Raw genomic sequence first — 17,770 nt, 5'->3', positions numbered from 1 at the left:
AGTGACCCGCCGTAAGGGCGGAAAGGTGACTAAGCGTCGCCCCAATGCTGGATCAACCACCCCCTCAAAACCAACACCAACACCCACACCCACACCCACACCAACGATCAAGAAACCAAACCCTCCCGCTCAACCAGCCGAATACTGTCACGCCCCCCGCGCTTCGACTCATACAACGCCACATCCCCCTGCTCAATCAACGCCGCCAAACTCACCGGCGGCTGATCAAACACATTAGCCCCAATACTCAACGTAACCGCCTGCGGCGTAGGCACCGTCTGCCCAGCAAACAGCTGAAACCGCTCACGCAACTGGCTACCCAGCTCCACCACCCGCTCCCGCGTCGCCTCACTGAGCAAAATCACAAACTCATCCCCCCCAAGCCGCGCCGCCAGCGACCGCTCCGGCAACACCGCACGAATCATCTCGCTCAAGGCGATCAACAGCCGATCCCCCGCAATGTGCCCGTGCAAATCGTTGACCAGCTTGAAGTTGTCGATATCGATCAACAGCAAGGCCCCCGGCCGCGCCGGGCTGACCTCTTTGAAAAAGTGCGGCGCCCGCACTTCCAGCGCCCGCCGGTTGTACAGCGCCGTCAACGGATCGCGCGCCGCCAGCCGGGCGATACGTTCTTCACGGCGATAACGCACCGTCCCCGTCATCGACAGCGCAATCAACATGATCGCCATCGCCCCCTCGACCAGGGAAATCTGAATGATCAGCCCGCCAAAGGTCGCCAGGTCAATCAAGGTGCCCGGCGTGATCGCAATGATCGCCTTCGCCACATAGAACAACCCATGGATCAGCAACACATAGCGCAATTGCACCGCGCCCACGCTCAGCGACCTGCCGTGGGGCTTCAACAAAAAGCTGGCCTTGAGGGTCAACAGCGCCACCAGCAACGAGTTGACCATCAGCATCACCTTCGACCACTCCGGCCCCGCGGGCAGCAGCAGTAAGGCGAACCACACCGGCACCATCAGCAGCCAGGTGCGCGACAGGCGGTTCTGGGTAAAGCGCAACACCCCCATCAGGAAAAACGCATGCGCCACCACCAGCAACCCGTTGGCAAACCAGATGCCGATCAACAGCAAGCCAATGCCACGCAACAGGGCCAGAGTGGAGCCAACGGTAATAGTGGCGAAGCCCGCGCTCCAAAACAGGAGTGAAGCCTCGCGAACGCTGCGCCATTCAATCGCCAGGTACAAAGCAGCAGCGGCTGCCAGGGCGATCGTAATCGTCAGCATCGTGGGTGGATCAAGCGCCATAGACGGTTTGGCCTATCTGGTTAATGAGGAAAACGCCTCATTGTATTCGTTTGCCATTGGTTTTCAGAGGGGGACACGCAAACGATCATATCAATTCGAAGCTCCCTCACAGCGCAGCACCCTCCCGTTGTTACCACCATGGTTTCACTGGCTTGTTCCATGCGTTGTTTGCGACAGCTTTTCCGTACAGCGCCTACTCCGCAAGTCTTATTTTCATACCTAATCTCTCAAGGTAATCCCTGGGTGGAACTAGCCGCTCTATCGGTGGCTGGTAGTGCCCTGAATAATTATCCAACACAAAGACGCCATCGGATTTACTAATATAGCCTGCACTAATAACTTCACCGCTATCGCCGGCCCCCAGTTGACCGTATCTAGCGATGCTGGCATGACTTAAATCTCCATCGCTGTAGCTGCCAATGAAAAAATTCTTGTCTCGAGTGAACACGAATTTATGTTTGAATCCAGGTCCAGGTAGATCATGCAAGCTACGCCCATCTGATGCCAGAGTAATGAAAGCGCTCCCCGCCGACATCAGTGCTCCTGCTTCCGCCATCTCATTAATCAGGTTCTCGGGCTCCTTATTTACGAGCGCATTTAAATGGCTGCCATTCCCTTTTCCAGATGTCAGTTTTTTCTTGAATCTGTTGACTGCTAGAACTTGAACGGCTGCCCGCTTGAACCGAGATCTTCCACTAGGGTCTTGTGAATTGACAGGGTCATTCAGGCAGTAGGCATAACAGTTGACACCCCCTTGTCGAAAAGGGCTCAGTGCGTCGGCGCTTATGAATCGCATCAAACGAGGATTGTAAATTCGATGTCCATTCCCAAGATGATAGAAGCCGCTCGGAGTGAAAACAAGCTCACCATTGAAACCCAATAAACCAGTTATTTCAATATCGGCATATCGGTAGCCATAAGCTGAATAATTACTGGTCTTGTGGCATATTGAAAGTGAAGATAGCTCTCTCATGCTTATGGTCTGCTTGATGCGGGGTGACGTATGAGTGTGGCCTAACCGAGAAGGAATGGAACCTGATAAATTTGTCAGGTGATCTAGATTCTCTTTCGTCGTAACCTAATTGCTGCGTCGGCGAGGCTAGCCGTCAAATCCTTGTTGACTTGCCTTTTACTCTTTATGTGACGTCCCGTCGTCCGAGAGCTTTCCTACCAGAACTCTGCGATCAAGTCAGCAGCGGCCACCCGAGCTGCGCTGCGGTGGCCGATGTGATGCCGCTGCAGATACTCACAGGACTCGTTTGATCAACGGTTCCAGGCGGCTGTAACGCAATCGCCGCAGGAACTTGCGCACTTCCTTGGGGTGCTCGGCCTTGACACCCAGTTCTTCAGCCGAGCTGATCTTCGGCGCATGCCGGCGAATGCCCTCCAGCTCCACCTCGCGCGACACGATCCACTGCCCCTGCGCGTCATCGATAAGCAAGCCATTCTCAAGGTCCAGGTTGAACCCGCGCGGGTTGAGGTTGTTACCGGTCAGCAGCGAATAACGCTGGTCGATCCACAGCCCCTTGGCATGGAAGGTGTGCCCAGGGTCGTTCCAAATCCGCACTTCGAGCTGGCCATTTGCAAGCGCGGCCTGGCGACGGCGGGCAAAGGCGCGCAGGTTGTCCTCGTACAAGTAGGGCAACGCACCGCTAGCACTGAACGGCTCACCCGGGGCTATATAGAAGTCATTGGCCGTGCGATCGCCAACGATCAGCTCCACGCGCACGCCACGGTCCAGGGCGTGGTCGATTTCGCGCATCAATACCCGAGGCGGGTTGAAATAAGGCGTGCTGATGATGATCTGCGTGCGTGCAGCGGCCAGCAGTGCGCAAAGTGCTTTGTTGAGCGGGTTGCCCCGCCCAACGCCAAGCAGCGGGATGACCCGCAAGCCCTGCCCCGCTTCGCCGGCGGGTACCTCATAGACCATGCGCCGCAGCCGCGCGCGCAAACGCCGGATGTCACCGCGCAAGCTGCGGGTCGCGGGCGGTGCCGGCAAGTCCAGCCGCGGTGTGGCGGTGTGGTGCAGCAAACGTCTAACCAGGTCGACCATGGCATCGGCCAGCGCAGGCGACTGGAACAGGTGATAGCGATCCAGGCGATAGCGGTCGAAACGGTGCAGGTACACGTTGTTGAGGCTGGCACCGGTGTAGATCACACAGTCGTCGATGATGCTGCCTTTCAAGTGCAACACACCAAACAGCTCGCGGGTTTGCACCGGAACGCCATGGATCACCACATCCAGCCCACGCAATTGACGCTGGGCCTGGTACCAGGCCGCATTACCCGGCTGCCGCCCGCCCCCCAGCAGGCCACGGCGGGCACGGAACCAGTCAACCACAATGGTGATTTCCAGGCCTGGCCGCGCGGCCTTGGCCTGGTACAAGGCATCGAGCACTTCCTGCCCGGCCTCGTCTTCCTGCAGGTACAGGGCGACGATGACGATGCGCCGGGTCGCCGCCGCGATGCGCTCGAGCAGGCAGCGACGGTACGCCGCGGCATCGGGCAATACCTGGATCGCCTCAGGCGCGAGGGCGAAACCTGGCAGCGCTGCCAGCATGGATTCGGGGTTCACGTAGGTTCACCTTCTGTCTGCATTCAGGTCCATTCCTGGCCACCAGCCCGGGGTGTAAGATCGACCGGGTAACGACCTATAACAACAAGAATCATGCGAGGCCTGTTTTTCTCACTGCCCCCGACGAATCACGCCTCAGCTTGCACAGGAAGATCGCAATGGTCCACCCCGTTTCTGCAATCGTAAAGCCTTCGCCCGCCAAGACCTTCGGTTTTCTGATCTTGCCCAACTTCACCACCATCGGCCTGGCGTCGGCGGTGGAGACCCTGCGCATGGCCAACCTGGCGGCCCGCCGGCCGATGTACCGCACCGTGCTGATCGCCGCCAGCGATGAACCGGTGGCGGCCAGCAACGGCATGCGCGTGTTGCCTGACTACAGCATCGGCAACGCCCCGGCGCTGGACGCCCTGTTGGTGGTCGGGGCCAACCCGATCGATCGCAGCCGTGGCAACCGGCCCTTGATCGACTGGCTACGCCAGCTGGCCCGTCAACGCCTGCCGTTGGGCGGCATCTGCACGGGCAGTTACCTGCTGGCCAAGGCCGAGTTGCTCAAGGGCTACCGCTGCACCATCCACTGGGAAGACATGCAGACGTTGCAGGAGCAGTTCCCCGGTATCGTCATTTCTGGCCAGCTGTTCGAACTAGACCGCGACCGCTACACCTGCTCGGGCGGTGTGGCGGCCATGGACATGATGCTGCAACTGGTGGCCCGGGAAGAAGGCGGCCAAGACATCGCCGCCAAGGCCGCCGAACTGCTGCTGTGCGACCGTGTGCGTGGCGAGCGCGAACGCCAGCGGGTGCCCCTGCGCACCCTGCTCGGCAGCGCTCAGCCCAAGTTGAGCCAAGTGGTGGCGATCATGGAAGCCAACCTGGAGGAGCCACTGGGGCTGGAGGAGCTGGCCAGCCTCAATGAAGTGACCGTGCGCCAATTGGAGCGGTTGTTTCATAAATACCTGCAGCGCACGCCCAGCCAGTATTACCTGGAGTTGCGGCTGTCGCGGGCGCGGGAGCTGTTGTTGCGTAGCGATGTGCAGGTGCGAGAGGTGGCGTTGGCGTGTGGGTTCAGCTCGCCGGCGCATTTTTCCAAGAGCTACAGCCGGTTTTTTGGGCTGTCGCCGCTGGGAGAGCGGCGGCAGGCTTCGTTGCACTGATTTCAAACAGTGCTGGCCTCTTCGCGGGCAAGCCCGCTCCCACAGGATTTCCACTCACCTTGAGCGCGGTGGGGGACCGGTGGGAGCGGGCTTGCCCGCGAAGAGGCCGGCACAGATCGAATCAATCCTTCAGGGCCGCATGCGCCGTCTCCCGGCACATCAGCATCGCCACCAGCGCCACCAGTGCTGCGGCCAACAGGTACCCCGCCGGCGCCAGCTTGCTGCCGGTCGCCTGTATCAGCCAGGTGGCAATGAACGGCGCCGTCCCGCCAAACAAGGCATTGGCCACGTTGAAGCTCAGGGCGAAACCACTGAAGCGCACCCGCGTCGGGAAGATCTCCGCCAACAGGCACGGCAAGGTCCCATCGTTCATCGCCAGCATCGCGCCAAACAGAATCTGGATGGCCAGAATCACCAGCAGCGGTTGCCCATCGAGCAACGTGAACAAGGGCACGGTGAGCCCCAAAAACAGCAGCGAGGCGATCACCAGCATGGTCTTGCGGCCAAACTGATCCGACAGCCGCCCCATCAGGAAAATCAGGCCGATGTAAGTGGCCAATGAAACCGTCGAGGCAATGAAGGCATCTCGCTCGGTCATGCCCAGCTCAGTAGACAGGTACGTCGGCATATAGCTGAGCAGCAGGTAGAACGCCACCGCATTCAGGCACGTCACGCCGATACCGATGCCGAGGCTGCGACGATGCTGGGTCAGCAACTCGCGAATCGGTGCCGGGGTCATGCAGGCCTTGTTCTCAAGACGCTGCTCCATCTCCAGAAACTTGGGGGTGTCCTGCAGGCTCATGCGGATGTAACGGCCCACCAGCCCGAACGGTGCAGCCAGCAGGAACGGCAGGCGCCAGCCCCAGCTGTGCAGGTCCTCGGTGCTGAGTAGCTCATGCAGCACCGCCACAAACGCCGCACCGAACAGCAACCCCGCTGCCGTGCTGGCCGGCACGATACTGGTGTACAGGCCACGCCGGCCCTGGGGCGCGTATTCGGCCAGGAAGGCCGATGCCCCCGCGTATTCGCCCGACGCCGAAAAACCCTGCACCAGGCGTATCAGCAGCAACAGGCACGGTGCCCATAGGCCGATCTGCGCATAGCCAGGCAGCAGCCCGATGCAGAAGGTCGAGATCGACATGATCAGGATCGACAACGACAGCGCGTTGCGTCGCCCATGGCGATCACCAAAGTGGCCCCAGACCACGCCGCCCAGCGGGCGAACGAGAAACGACAGGGCGAACACCGCGAAGGTCGCCAGCAGGCCGGTAGTTTTGTCGGTTTGCGGGAAAAACGTGGCGGCAATGATGGTGGCGAGGTAGCCGTAGGCGGCGTAGTCGAACCATTCGACGAAGTTGCCCATGAAACTGGCGCGCGCGGCCTTGCGCAGGGCCTGGCGTTCGGCGCTGTGCACGGCGCCGCCGAGGGTTGAGGCGTTCAGGGTGGTGCTGGACATGACGGGTACCCTCTGATTCTTCTAATTGGAGGCAGGGTCTGGTGGTCATACAGTGATTTTATTGTTGTTGGTGCCGGCCTCTTCGCGGGTAAACCCGCTTCTACAGGGACCGGCACCGAGCATCATTTGCGGATGATGTTGTGCTCCGGCCCGTACGGGAACTTGGTGATGTTTTCGGCGCCGCTGTCGTTGACGATGAGGATATCGTGCTCGCGGTAGCCGCCAGCACCCGGTCGACCTTCGGGCAGCATGATCATCGGCTCGATCGACACCACCATGCCCGGCTCCAGCACGGTGTCGATGTCTTCGCGCAGCTCAAGCCCCGCCTCGCGACCGTAGTAGTGGCTCAACGTCCCAAACGAATGGCCATAGCCGAACGTGCGGTACTGCAGCAGGTCGTGACGCAGGAAGATCTCGTTCAGCTCACGGGCAATGTCACTGCAGCGCATGCCCGGGCGCACGAGTTTCAGCCCAGCCTCATGCACCTCGACGTTGGCCTGCCACAGGCGCAGGTGATCATCCGGGCAATGGTCGAGGAACAAGGTGCGCTCAAGGGCGGTGTAATAGCCGGCGATCATCGGGAAGCAATTGAGGCTGAGGATCTCACCCTTGCCCACCGTGCGGCTGGTGACCGGGTTGTGCGCGCCGTCGGTGTTGAGCCCGGACTGGAACCAGGTCCAGGTGTCCATCAGTTCGCCGTCGGGGAAAGACGTGGCGATCTCGCGAACCATCGCCTGGGTGGCATGCAGCGCCACTTCGTACTCGGGCACATGCTCACGCAGGGCCTCGACCACTGCCGCGCCGCCGATATCGGCCACCCGCGCGCCGTGCCGGATCAACGCCTGCTCTTCTGCGGACTTGATCATGCGCATGCGCATGCACGGGGCGCCGATGTCCAGCAACTCGACCTTGGGGTAGCAGGCGGCGAGCTTGGCGTGGTTTTGCAGGTTGAGGTGGTCGTATTCCACGCCGATGCGCGAGGCCAGCGGCAGCGCTTGTTGAATGGCGACGAAGAAGTTGTCGCGTTGCCAGTCGGTGTAGACGATGTTGTCGGTGCCGACCGTGCGCCGCCAAGGCTGGCCGCCATCGATATTGGCACTGATCGAGACGACCTTGTCCTGGGTCACCACCAGTGCATAGGGGCGGCCAAACGAGCAGTAGAGGAAATCACTGTAGTAATTGACGTTGTGGTACGAGGTAAAGATCGCCGCTTCGATGTCCTGCTCGGCCATGTAGGCCCGCAGGCGGGCGTGGCGGGCTGCGTATTCCTGAGCGGAGAAGGTCGCTTTGACCTTGTCGCCGTTGCGGATCTTCAGGGTTTTTGGCATGTGCATGGTCGGGTTCCTTGTCGTTGTGAGCACGCTGTTTCAGGCCGGCCGCCTGAGAAGCATTGCAACAGAACGAACGAGGACGCTTTTGTATCTATCCGACCTGGAATTGGCGGGATGGCCACCGACTTGCAGGAGCAGCCTTGTGCCGCGAAGAGGCCGGCACAGGCAGCCCGAATTGCGGCTATCTGTACCGGCCTCTTCGCAGCACAAGGCTGCTCCTACACAGGCTGTGGGGTTTCAGGCACGCCCTATTTCAAATCAAAGCGGTCCAGCTCCATGACTTTTACCCAAGCCGCAACGAAGGCCTTCACAAACCTGTCCTTGCCATCGCTGCTGCCATACACCTCGCTCAACGCCCGCAACTGGGCATGCGAACCGAACACCAGGTCAACACGGCTGCCCGTCCATTTAACCTGCCCGGTCTTGCGGTCCCGGCCTTCAAAGCGCTCGTTGTCGGCTGATGTCGGCGTCCATTCCACGCCCATGTCCAGCAGGTTGCGGAAGAAGTCGTTGCTCAACGTACCCGGCTTGTCGGTGAACACCCCGTCCTTGCTGCCGCCATGGTTGGCGCCCAGCACACGCAGGCCGCCGATCAGCGCGGTCAGCTCGGGCGCCGTCAGGGTCAGCAGTTGGGCCTTGTCCAGCAGCAGCTTCTCGGCCTTGACGCTGTAGCGGTCCTTGGTGAAGTTGCGGAAGCCATCGGCCAACGGTTCTAGCACAGCGAACGACTCGACATCGGTCTGCTCCTGAGACGCATCGACGCGGCCGGGGCGGAAGCCGACGCTGCCACTGTAACCCGCATCCTTGGCGGCCTTCTCGACGGCGGCGGTACCTGCCAGCACGATCAGGTCGGCCAGGGAGACCTTCTTGCCACCGTTGTTGAACTCGCTCTGGATCTTCTCCAGCGCTGCCAAGACCTTGCCTACGCCCTGGTTCGCAGCCCAGTCTTTCTGCGGTGCCAGGCGCAAGCGTGCGCCATTGGCTCCACCGCGCTTGTCGGACCCACGGAAGGTCGAGGCTGAGGCCCAAGCAGTCGATACCAACTCGCCCACGCTCAAGCCTGAAGCCAGAATCTTGGCCTTGAGCGCTGCGACATCCTGCTCGCCCAACGATACCGGGTCGGCTTTAGGCAGCGGGTCTTGCCACAGCAATTCCTCGTTGGGCATTTCTGGCCCGAGATAGCGCGCCAGCGGGCCCATGTCGCGGTGGATCAGCTTGTACCAGGCACGGGCAAAGGCGTCCGCCAATTGGTCAGGGTTGTCCTTGAAGCGGCGGGCAATCGGCTCGTAGATCGGGTCAAAGCGCAGTGCCAGGTCGGAGGTGAGCATGGACGGCGCATGGGTTTTGCTGGGGTCATGGGCATCCGGCACGGTGCCAGCGCCTTTGCCTTCCTTCGGCCGCCACTGGTGCGCACCGGCCGGGCTCTTGGTCAGCTCCCACTCGAAGTTGAACAGGTTGTTGAGGTACTCGTTGCTCCATTTGGTCGGGGTTGAGGTCCAGGTCACTTCCAGGCCGCTGGTGATGGTGTCGGGGCCTTTACCGGAGCCGAATTTGTTGGCCCAACCCAGGCCCTGCATCTCCAGGCCCGCAGCCTCGGGCTCGGCCCCCACATTGTCGGCGGGGCCTGCGCCATGGGTCTTGCCGAACGCATGGCCACCGGCGATCAGCGCCACGGTCTCTTCATCGTTCATGGCCATGCGGCCGAAAGTTTCGCGGATGTCTTTGCCCGAAGCGACCGGGTCAGGGTTGCCTTCCGGACCCTCCGGGTTGACGTAGATCAGGCCCATCTGCACGGCGGCCAGCGGGTTTTCCAGGTTGCGCTCGGCCTGCAGGTTGCGGCTCTGTTCTTCACCGTGCTTGGCGGGTTCGGCCACCAGGTCACCCTGGCCGGGTTCCTGTGCCTTGACCTGCTCCTTGCCGTAGCGGGTATCGCCGCCCAGCCAGACCTTTTCCGAGCCCCAGTACACATCTTCATCCGGCTCCCACACATCGGCACGCCCGCCAGAGAAACCAAAGGTCTTGAAGCCCATGGACTCCAGCGCGACGTTGCCGGTGAGGACGATCAGGTCGGCCCAGGAAATCTTGTTGCCGTACTTCTGCTTGATCGGCCACAGCAGGCGCCGGGCCTTGTCCAGGCTGACGTTATCCGGCCAGCTGTTGAGCGGGGCGAACCGCTGCTGACCGGAACCGGCGCCACCGCGGCCATCGCCAATGCGGTAGGTCCCGGCGCTGTGCCAGGCCATACGGATGAACAGCGGGCCGTAGTGGCCGAAGTCGGCGGGCCACCAGTCCTGGGAGTCGGTCATCAGGGCCGTCAGGTCTTGCTTCAGGGCCTGGAAATCGAGGCTCTTGAAGGCGTTGGCGTAGTCGAAATCCGGGTCCATCGGATCGGATTTGGCGGTATGTTGGTGAAGGATTCTCAGGTTGAGCTGGTCAGGCCACCAGTCACGGTTGGTGGTGCCGCCACCTGCGGTTTGATGGAACGGGCATTTCGATTCGTTCGACATCTGTGGGTACCTTTGGGTCGGTTATCCAGATTTCCGGTCTATGCCAGGTGTTCTATCAGCCGAGCGCTTGGGCTCGTGCCTACCCCTCATCAGGTCTGGTCGGTGTCTTGCCGACACGGGGCTTGCGAAGCTGTCACGGCGGGGCGCTACGGTCTTGAACACAGGTGCTCAGGCGCGCCCCGGCCGCGGAATTCACAGGGCCAGGGGAAAGACTAGCCGAGCTTGGGCAGACTTCTAATAGAGCGAGTATTACGGGGTAATAGGCTGGCTCTGTCAGCGTTCTGCCGTGCCGGCCTCTTCGCGGGGCAAGCCCGCTCCCACAGGTTGAGTCAAGGCCCGTGCCAAACCTGGACTGCCCCGCGAAGAGGCCCGCACATCCATACAAGGCAATCGGGCCTGCGCCGTGCTTCAATACACCGCCAATCCCCTCAGCCCCCGTGAGCCAAGCCCCATGAACCGCAACGACCTGCGCCGCGTCGACATGAACCTGCTGGTGCTGTTCGAAGCCCTGATGATCGAACGCAACCTGACCCGCGTCGGCGAAAAACTGTTCATCACCCAGTCCACCGTCAGCGCCGCCCTCGCCCGCCTGCGCGAGCTGTTCGACGACCCGCTGCTGATCCGCAACGGTCGGGCCATGGAGCCCACGCCACGGGCGATGCAGATTTTCACCGAGCTGGGGCCGGCCATGGATGTGATTTCTTCCGCCATCAGCCGTGCGCGGGCGTTCGACCCCGCCAACAGCTGCAACGTATTCCGCCTCGGGCTTTCGGACGACGCCGAGTTCGGCCTGCTCCCTGCCCTGCTTCAGGCCTTGCGCGAAGAGGCACCCGAAATCAGCGTGGTGGTGCGGCGGGCCAACTTCCTGTTGATGCCAGGCCTGCTCTCCAGCGGCGAGATTTCGGTGGGCGTGAGCTACACCACCGACCTGCCGGCCAACGCCAAGCGCCGCAAGTTGCGCGACATTGGCGTGCGCGTGCTGCGCGCCGACGATCGACCGGGGCCACTGACCCTCGACGAGTACTGCGCCCGCCCGCATGTGATGGTGTCGTTTTCTGGCGACATGAGCGGCAACATCGACCTGGACCTGGCGCGCATCGGCCGATGCCGCAAGGTGGTGCTGGCCGTGCCGCAGTTCGGCAGCCTGCGCGCGCTGCTGCGCAACACCGAACTGATCGCCACAGTACCGGACTACGCCGCCTGCGCCCTGGCCGATGACGGCAGCTTGCGCGCCGACCCAGCGCCCTTCGAAATCACCGAGGCAGAACTGTCGATGGTCTGGAGCGGCGCCCAGGACAACGACCCGGCCGAGCGCTGGTTGCGTGAGCGGATCCTGCAGTTCATGGCATCGCCATGAACCCAGGCCGTGTCACTTGCTCCGCTGCATCCACGCCGCGCCCAGGCCACTGATGCAGATGATCGAGATCCCCACCAGGCTCAGGCTGTCTGGCACCTGGCTGTAGAACAGCAGCCCAAGCAGCCCGGCAAACACGATCTGGCAGTAGCTGAACGGCGCCAGCAGCGCCGGTGCAGCATGGCGAAACGCCTGGGTCAGCAGCAGGTGGGCCGTCATGCCGAAACCACCCAGCGCCAGCATCAACAGCGCGTGGTCCCAGCGCGGCACCTCCCAGAAAAACGGCACCAGTGCACTCATCGCCAGGGTGTTGCACAGCCCTGCATAGAAGTTGCTGGTGGTGGGGCTGTCATGGGCAGCCAGAATCCGCGTCAGCAACTGATAGAAGCAGAAGCCCAGCGCCGAGCCGAAGGGGTACAGGATCGCCGGCGTGAACATCGCACCCCCGGGGTGCACCACCACCAGTACCCCAATAAAGCCCATCACCACCGCCACCCACTGCCCCACCGTCACCCGCTCCTTGAGCAGGGGTGCCGACAAGGCCGTGACCAGCACGGGCGCGAGGAAGTTGACCGCCGTGGCCTCCGCCAGCGGCAGGTATTGCAGGCCGGTGGTGAACAGCAGGCTGGTGCTGAGCAGGCTCAGGGCACGCAGGGTCTGTAACAACGGGCGACGGGTGCGCAGTACATTGAGGCCAGACTTGGGCAGGAAGATCCCGGCCATCAGCAGGGTGTGCACCACATAACGCGCCCACACCACCATGATGATCGGGTACAGGCCACCGAGGAACTTGGACAGGGCATCGTGGCTGGCGAACAGGAACGTCGCCACCACCACCAGGGCGATGCCACGCAGCGGTTGGTTGACTCCGGACAGCGGTGTGCTGGAACTCATGGCGTTCTCGACGGCGGCGCGGCCGGATGCTGCGCCCAGGGAAAGCCGCACAGGGCTGGCCTGGCGGATGAAACAGCTCGAATTCTAGAAGAGATAGACGAGGATAAGGAAGTTCAATTGGCGCTTGTCGAGGCCAAACGCAATTTCCGTTCGCTGATCGACCACTTTCGCCCCGCCGCGCATGGTCCGCGCCGGGCTGATCGAAGACCATCCCCTACGGACTCTGTAACCACTACAAGGAACTGTCATGCGAAGGCTCACCACCCCTAACGGCCTGGACCTGCCCTGCATCGGCCTGGGCACCTGGCCGATGACCGGCAGCGAGTGCACCCAAGCCGTGCGCCAGGCCCTGGACCTGGGTTACCGACACATCGACACCGCCACCGCCTACAACAATGAAGCGGCCGTGGGCCAAGCCCTGCGCGAGAGCGACGTGCCACGCGAGCAGATCCACCTGACCACCAAGGTCTGGTGGGACCGCCTGGACCCCAAAGCCATGCGTCAGTCGCTGGAAGACAGCCTGCGCGTGCTGGGCACCGAGCAGGTCGACCTGTTCCACATCCACTGGCCGGGCAAGGACTGGGACCTGGCCCGCAGCATCGAGACCCTGGTAGCCCTGCGTGACGAAGGCAAGGCGCGCAGCATTGGTGTCGCCAACTTCCCGCTTGGCCTGCTGCGCCAAGTGGTCGAGACGCTGGGCGCGCCGTTGTCGGCCATTCAGGTGGAGTACCACGTGCTGCTCAACCAGCAGCCGTTGCTCGACTATGCGCGCCGCCACGACTTGCTGCTCACGGCCTACACCCCGCTGGCACGCGGGCAGGCGGCGCAACAAGAGGTGATCCAGGCGATTGCCCGCAAGCATGGCGTCCTGCCGAGCCAGGTGGCACTGAAGTGGTTGCTCGACCAGGACGGCGTCGCCGTGATCCCCAAGGCCAGCAGCCGCGAGAACCAGTTGGCGAATTTGGCAGCGCTTGACGTGCGGCTGGATGATGAAGACCGGGCATTGATTGCGGGTTTGCCGAAGGATCAGCGCGTGGTCAGCCCCGACTTTGCGCCTGACTGGAATAGCTGAGCATGACCGGGGCCGCTGTGCGCCCCATCGCCGGCAAGCCGGCTCCCACAAATTGCGCGCACCTCGCGATCAACGCTGTACCTGTGGGAGCCGGCTTGCCGGCGATGGGGCGCGCAGCGGCCCCCGCGCACCTAGCCCCACAGCAACGCCACCTGCTTCAACCGCTCACTCGCCGGCACAGGCCGCCCATACAGGTAGCCCTGGAAATGCGAGCACCCCTCTGCCGCCAGGCGCCGCATCTGCTCCTCCGACTCCACACCCTCGGCCGTGGTCTTGATCATCAGGCTGTTGGACAGGTCGGTAATGGCGCGGATGATTGACATGGCTTCGCGGCTGTCGCACATGTCATGCACGAACGACTTGTCGATCTTGATCCGGTCGAACGGGAACGAACGCAAATACCCCAGCGACGAATACCCGGTACCGAAGTCGTCCAGCGAAATCGACACACCCAGGTCTTTCAGCGCCCGCAAGGTGCGCACGTTCTCCTCACTGTTGCCCAACAACACCGACTCGGTGATCTCCAGCTCCAGGCGCCGCGCCGGCAAGCCCGAATCTGCCAGGGCCAAAGCCACGGTGTGGACCAGGTTGGCATTCTTGAACTGTACCGGGGACAGGTTGACCGACACTGTCTGTTCGCTGTCCCAGCTGGCCGCCTCCTGGCACGCCAGGTTCAGCGCGCGGATGCCGAGCTCGTGAATCAGCCCGGTCTCTTCGGCGATGGGGATGAAGTCCATGGGCATGACCATGCCGCGGGTCGGGTGCTCCCAGCGCAACAACGCCTCATACCCCGTCACACTGCTGGTCTGCTGGTCGACCACCGGCTGGTAGTGCAACTGCAGTTGACCAAGGTGCAGCGCCGTACGCAGGTCGGTTTCGACCAGGCGGCGTTGGCGGGCGGCGACATCCAGCTCGACATTGAAGCACTCGTACCGGTTGCGGCCATTGCGCTTGGCTTCGTACAACGCCATGTCGGCATAGCCCAGCAGTTGCTCGGCCTGGTCGTTGTCATCCGGGGCGATCGCCACGCCGATACTCACACCCACCGTGAACTGATGCCCCTCGATCTGAAACGGCGGGCAGATGGCATTGATCAGGCGCTGCGCGGTATTGCACGCGGCATCACGGCCATCCAGGCCCGTGAGCACGATGGCAAACTCGTCACCGCCCAGGCGGGCCAACGTGTCGTGCTCGCGCAGTTCGCGGCGCAAGCGCTTGCCTAGCTCACGCAGCAGCTTGTCGCCGAACGCGTGACCTAACGAATCGTTGATGTTCTTGAAATTGTCCAGGTCCAGGCACAGGGCAGCGGTCAGCTTGGCGTTCTCATCACCGCGCACCAAGGCTTGGCGCAAACGCTCATGGAACAGCGTGCGGTTGGGCAGCCCGGTGAGGGCATCGTGGTGCGCCATATGGTGGATCTGCGCGTGGGCAGCCAACTCTTCAGTGGCATCCTCGGCCACGAACAGCACATAGTCGGCCTGGCCCTCGCGGTGCTGGCTGAGCAACGTACGGCTGCGCAGGGTGCGTGGCCCGCACTGGGTGTCGACCCGGGTTTCGGCGGCATAGCCCTTGGTGCTGCGTGCCCCGCGAGCGAGCTGTTGCTCCAGGTAATCGGCTGCAGCCGGCGCCAGGCTTTGGGCAGGCAGTTGCCCAATCATGCTCGAACCCGGCACACCAAACAAGCGTTCGGCCTGCTGGTTGGCCAGCAGGATGCGCTGGCTCTCCAGGTCCTGGACCATGACACTGGCCGGGATGTTGGCAATGACCGAGTCGAGAAACTGCGACAGCTTGGCCATCTCTTGGCTGTACTGTTCGGCCAGTTCCTTGGCTTTGAGCAGCTCCAGCTCCTGCTGGTGGCGTTCGGAGATGTCGCGGGTGACCTTGGCGAACCCCACCAGGCGGCCGTCATCGTCATGCACCGCGTCGATCACCACATGCGCATGGAAGGCCGAGCCATCCTTGCGCAGCCGCACACCCACCTCTTCGAAGCGCCCCGTGCAACGCGCCTGCTCAAGGTTGTGCGCGGGCAGCCCGGCAGCCCGTTCGGCCTCGCTGTAGAACAACGAGTAATGCTGGCCGACGATCTCGTCGGCAAGGTACCCCTTGGCCCGCTGGGCGCCGGGGTTCCAGTTGGCAACAATGCCTTCGGGGGTGAGCAGGTAGATGGCATAGTCCACCACGCTCTGGATCAACAGCCGATACATGATGTCGGGGCTTGCGACTAGCGACATGAAATTAACCTGAACCTTCGACGGGCACGAAAAGGACCCCGGCGCTGCGCGACCGGGTCTTGTACAGAGGTGATGGCATTATGCCGGTCACTCGGATTTTGTGAAGTGGTTCACAAAATTTTGCTGCACTGTCCTTTGCCGAATGAAGGCGGGCGAGTCTTGCGCATAGCAACGCAGCAGCCAGTTGCGGATCAGAGGGGCCTGATCAGCGGTGGTCGGCAGCAGTTCGATGGGCAACATGGCGTTGCGGGCTCGGGTAAAACGACCATTCTAGAGCCCCCGCGTTGTAGGAGCAGCCTTGTGCTGCGAAGAGGCCGGTGATAACACAGTGAGCATTTGCTGGTGTCACCGGCCTCTTCGCAGCACAAGGCTGCTCCTACACGATTAAACGATTGCTAGCTTTGCTCAGTACCTGATCATCACCGATTTGAGCTCGGTGTAATCCTCGATGAACGCACTGCCAAACTCACGCCCTACCCCCGATGCCTTCGACCCACCAAACGGCACAGCCGGGTCGAGGAAGGTGTGCATGTTGACCCACACCGTGCCCGCTTCGATCTGCGGGATCAGCCGCAGCGCCTTGGACAGGTCGTTGGTCCACAGGCTGGCGGTCAGGCCATAGGGGCTATCATTCATCAACGCCAGCAACTGTTCTTCATCGTCGAACGGCAGCACACAGACGATCGGGCCGAACGTTTCCTCGTGCAGCAACGGGTCACTGGCGTCATTGGCCAGCACCACCGTAGGCTCGACGAAGTAGCCCGGCCGGTCGAGCGCCTTCGCCCCACAGACCACCGTGTTGCCGGCCCGGGCACGCTCGAAGAAGCCGAGAATCTTCTGCAGGTGCGCAGCATTGGCCAAAGGGCCGAACTGGGCGTCGGGGTCCAGCGCCGAACCAATCTTCAACTGCCCCAGCGCTTCACCCAGCTTGCGGGTAAATTCCTGAACCTTGCTGCGGTGCACATACACCCGCTCCGGCGAAGCGCACACTTGCCCCTGGTGCACGAAGGCCGTCTGCAGGATGCCTGCCACGGCGCCGTCAACGTCCACATCGGCCAGCAAGGCTGCCGGGTTCTTGCCCCCCAGTTCCAGCGTGGCGCGGGTCAGGTTCGCCGCCATCGCGGCCTTGCCGACGGCGATACCGGTCGGCACCGAGCCTGTGAACGCGACCTTGGCCACGAGCGGGTGCTCAATCAACAGCTGGCCCGCCTGCCCGCGCCCATTGACCACGTTGAACGCCCCCGCCGGCACCCCTGCCTCGACCGCCAGTTCGGCGATGCGCAGCAGCGTCAGCGGCGTGAATTCGCTGGGTTTGATCACGATGGTGCAACCGGTGACCAAGGCAGAGGCGATCTTCCAGATACCGATCATCACCGAGAAATTCCACGGCACGATCCCCGCGACCACGCCCACCGGCTCACGCAGGGTAAAGGCGGTGTAGCGCTCGCCACCGAATGAAGGCAGCGACGGGGTCATGGTCTGCCCAGTGATCTTGGTCGCCCAACCCGCGAAATAACGCAGGAAGACTACACTTTGAGCGATCTCCAACCCCCGCGAGAGGTTGATCGACTTGCCGGAACACAGGGTCTCGAGCTGTGCCAGCTCTTCGGCATTGGCCTCGATCAGGTCAGCCAAGCGGTTGAGCACCACGCCTTTCTGATAGGGCGAAACCTCAGCCCAACTGCCCTTGAAGGCCTGCCGGGCACTGTGCACCGCACGTGCTACTTCCACCTCGCTGGCCTCGGCAACCCGGCTGATGACTGTGCCGCTGGAGGGGTCGTGGATATCGACTGACGGCCCCGCCTCACCCGCCTGGTATTGGCCATCGATGAAATGGCCATGGGGCCTGGCGAGGAACTCGACCACGGCAGGTAACAGCTGGATATCGCTCATGACATGACTCCTGGAAGGCAGCGCAAAAGTGTGTGCGG

12 protein-coding genes are annotated in these 17,770 nt (G+C 62.3%); 3 read left to right on the top strand and 9 right to left on the bottom strand.

All coding sequences use genetic code 11. The annotated features are described in order from the left end of the window. Positions 1–107 precede the first annotated feature (107 nt). The 3 genes from D886_RS0118645 to pssA form a co-directional block, all read right to left on the bottom strand. Positions 108–1,268 (bottom strand): GGDEF domain-containing protein, encoded by a 1,161-nt coding sequence (locus D886_RS0118645; RefSeq protein WP_027595353.1) that lies wholly within the window; start codon positions 1,266–1,268, stop codon positions 108–110. Between the two features lie 193 nt (positions 1,269–1,461). After that, positions 1,462–2,241, bottom strand: a complete 780-nt coding sequence (locus D886_RS27950; protein WP_081717519.1) for an RHS repeat-associated core domain-containing protein — start codon at positions 2,239–2,241, stop codon at positions 1,462–1,464. 273 nt (positions 2,242–2,514) lie between these two features. Continuing rightward, a complete protein-coding gene (gene pssA / locus D886_RS0118640; RefSeq protein WP_027595352.1) occupies positions 2,515–3,843 on the bottom strand; it encodes a CDP-diacylglycerol--serine O-phosphatidyltransferase in 1,329 nt (442 codons plus the stop codon). 158 nt (positions 3,844–4,001) lie between these two features. Here pssA and D886_RS0118635 point away from each other — a divergent pair, with 158 nt between their 5' ends. Further along, positions 4,002–4,994 carry a GlxA family transcriptional regulator gene (locus D886_RS0118635; protein WP_027595351.1) on the top strand — a complete coding sequence of 331 codons (993 nt, stop codon included), beginning with the start codon at positions 4,002–4,004 and terminating at the stop codon, positions 4,992–4,994. Between the two features lie 121 nt (positions 4,995–5,115). Here the strand turns inward: D886_RS0118635 and D886_RS0118630 are convergent, their stop codons facing one another. From D886_RS0118630 to katG, 3 genes are all read right to left on the bottom strand, one after another. Further along, positions 5,116–6,450 carry an MFS transporter gene (locus tag D886_RS0118630; RefSeq protein ID WP_027595350.1) on the bottom strand — a complete coding sequence of 445 codons (1,335 nt, stop codon included), beginning with the start codon at positions 6,448–6,450 and terminating at the stop codon, positions 5,116–5,118. 122 nt (positions 6,451–6,572) lie between these two features. After that, positions 6,573–7,784 (bottom strand): M24 family metallopeptidase, encoded by a 1,212-nt coding sequence (locus tag D886_RS0118625; RefSeq protein ID WP_027595349.1) that lies wholly within the window; start codon positions 7,782–7,784, stop codon positions 6,573–6,575. A gap of 245 nt (positions 7,785–8,029) precedes the next feature. Beyond that, complete coding sequence (gene katG / locus D886_RS0118620; RefSeq protein ID WP_027595348.1) at positions 8,030–10,288, bottom strand: catalase/peroxidase HPI; 2,259 nt, start codon at positions 10,286–10,288, stop codon at positions 8,030–8,032. Between the two features lie 451 nt (positions 10,289–10,739). Between katG and D886_RS0118615 the strand changes: the two genes are divergently transcribed. Continuing rightward, positions 10,740–11,645: a LysR family transcriptional regulator gene (locus D886_RS0118615; protein ID WP_027595347.1), complete on the top strand. Its 906-nt coding sequence runs from the start codon at positions 10,740–10,742 to the stop codon at positions 11,643–11,645. A gap of 12 nt (positions 11,646–11,657) precedes the next feature. Here the strand turns inward: D886_RS0118615 and D886_RS0118610 are convergent, their stop codons facing one another. Continuing rightward, a complete protein-coding gene (locus tag D886_RS0118610; protein ID WP_027595346.1) occupies positions 11,658–12,536 on the bottom strand; it encodes a DMT family transporter in 879 nt (292 codons plus the stop codon). Positions 12,537–12,783: 247 nt separating this feature from the next. Here D886_RS0118610 and D886_RS0118600 point away from each other — a divergent pair, with 247 nt between their 5' ends. Next, positions 12,784–13,608 (top strand): aldo/keto reductase, encoded by an 825-nt coding sequence (locus D886_RS0118600; protein ID WP_027595345.1) that lies wholly within the window; start codon positions 12,784–12,786, stop codon positions 13,606–13,608. A 131-nt stretch (positions 13,609–13,739) separates the two neighbouring features. Here D886_RS0118600 and D886_RS0118595 read toward each other — a convergent pair whose 3' ends face one another. Both D886_RS0118595 and D886_RS0118585 read right to left on the bottom strand, forming a co-directional pair. Beyond that, positions 13,740–15,839: a bifunctional diguanylate cyclase/phosphodiesterase gene (locus D886_RS0118595; RefSeq protein ID WP_027595344.1), complete on the bottom strand. Its 2,100-nt coding sequence runs from the start codon at positions 15,837–15,839 to the stop codon at positions 13,740–13,742. A 405-nt stretch (positions 15,840–16,244) separates the two neighbouring features. Continuing rightward, entirely contained in the window at positions 16,245–17,732 is a 1,488-nt protein-coding gene (locus D886_RS0118585; RefSeq protein WP_027595343.1) for an aldehyde dehydrogenase family protein, read from the bottom strand. Positions 17,733–17,770: the final 38 nt, after the last annotated feature.

The sequence above is a fragment of the Pseudomonas sp. LAIL14HWK12:I7 genome (genome assembly GCF_000483465.1).
GTDB classification, from domain to species: Bacteria; Pseudomonadota; Gammaproteobacteria; order Pseudomonadales; family Pseudomonadaceae; genus Aquipseudomonas; species Aquipseudomonas kermanshahensis.
Note: the sequence above shows the minus strand (reverse complement) of the source record. Positions and strands in the feature narration are given on the sequence as shown.

Bases quoted from the DNA above. Each gene is read 5' to 3' on its own strand.
- D886_RS0118645 (WP_027595353.1), bottom strand. From the start codon at position 1,268: ATGGCGCTTGATCCACCCACGATGCTGACGATTACGATCGCCCTGGCA.
- D886_RS27950 (WP_081717519.1), bottom strand. From the start codon at position 2,241: ATGAGAGAGCTATCTTCACTTTCAATATGCCACAAGACCAGTAATTAT.
- D886_RS0118635 (WP_027595351.1), top strand. From the start codon at position 4,002: ATGGTCCACCCCGTTTCTGCAATCGTAAAGCCTTCGCCCGCCAAGACC.
- D886_RS0118630 (WP_027595350.1), bottom strand. From the start codon at position 6,450: ATGTCCAGCACCACCCTGAACGCCTCAACCCTCGGCGGCGCCGTGCAC.
- D886_RS0118625 (WP_027595349.1), bottom strand. From the start codon at position 7,784: ATGCACATGCCAAAAACCCTGAAGATCCGCAACGGCGACAAGGTCAAA.
- katG (WP_027595348.1), bottom strand. From the start codon at position 10,288: ATGTCGAACGAATCGAAATGCCCGTTCCATCAAACCGCAGGTGGCGGC.
- D886_RS0118615 (WP_027595347.1), top strand. From the start codon at position 10,740: ATGAACCGCAACGACCTGCGCCGCGTCGACATGAACCTGCTGGTGCTG.
- D886_RS0118610 (WP_027595346.1), bottom strand. From the start codon at position 12,536: ATGAGTTCCAGCACACCGCTGTCCGGAGTCAACCAACCGCTGCGTGGC.
- D886_RS0118600 (WP_027595345.1), top strand. From the start codon at position 12,784: ATGCGAAGGCTCACCACCCCTAACGGCCTGGACCTGCCCTGCATCGGC.
- D886_RS0118595 (WP_027595344.1), bottom strand. From the start codon at position 15,839: ATGTCGCTAGTCGCAAGCCCCGACATCATGTATCGGCTGTTGATCCAG.
- D886_RS0118585 (WP_027595343.1), bottom strand. From the start codon at position 17,732: ATGAGCGATATCCAGCTGTTACCTGCCGTGGTCGAGTTCCTCGCCAGG.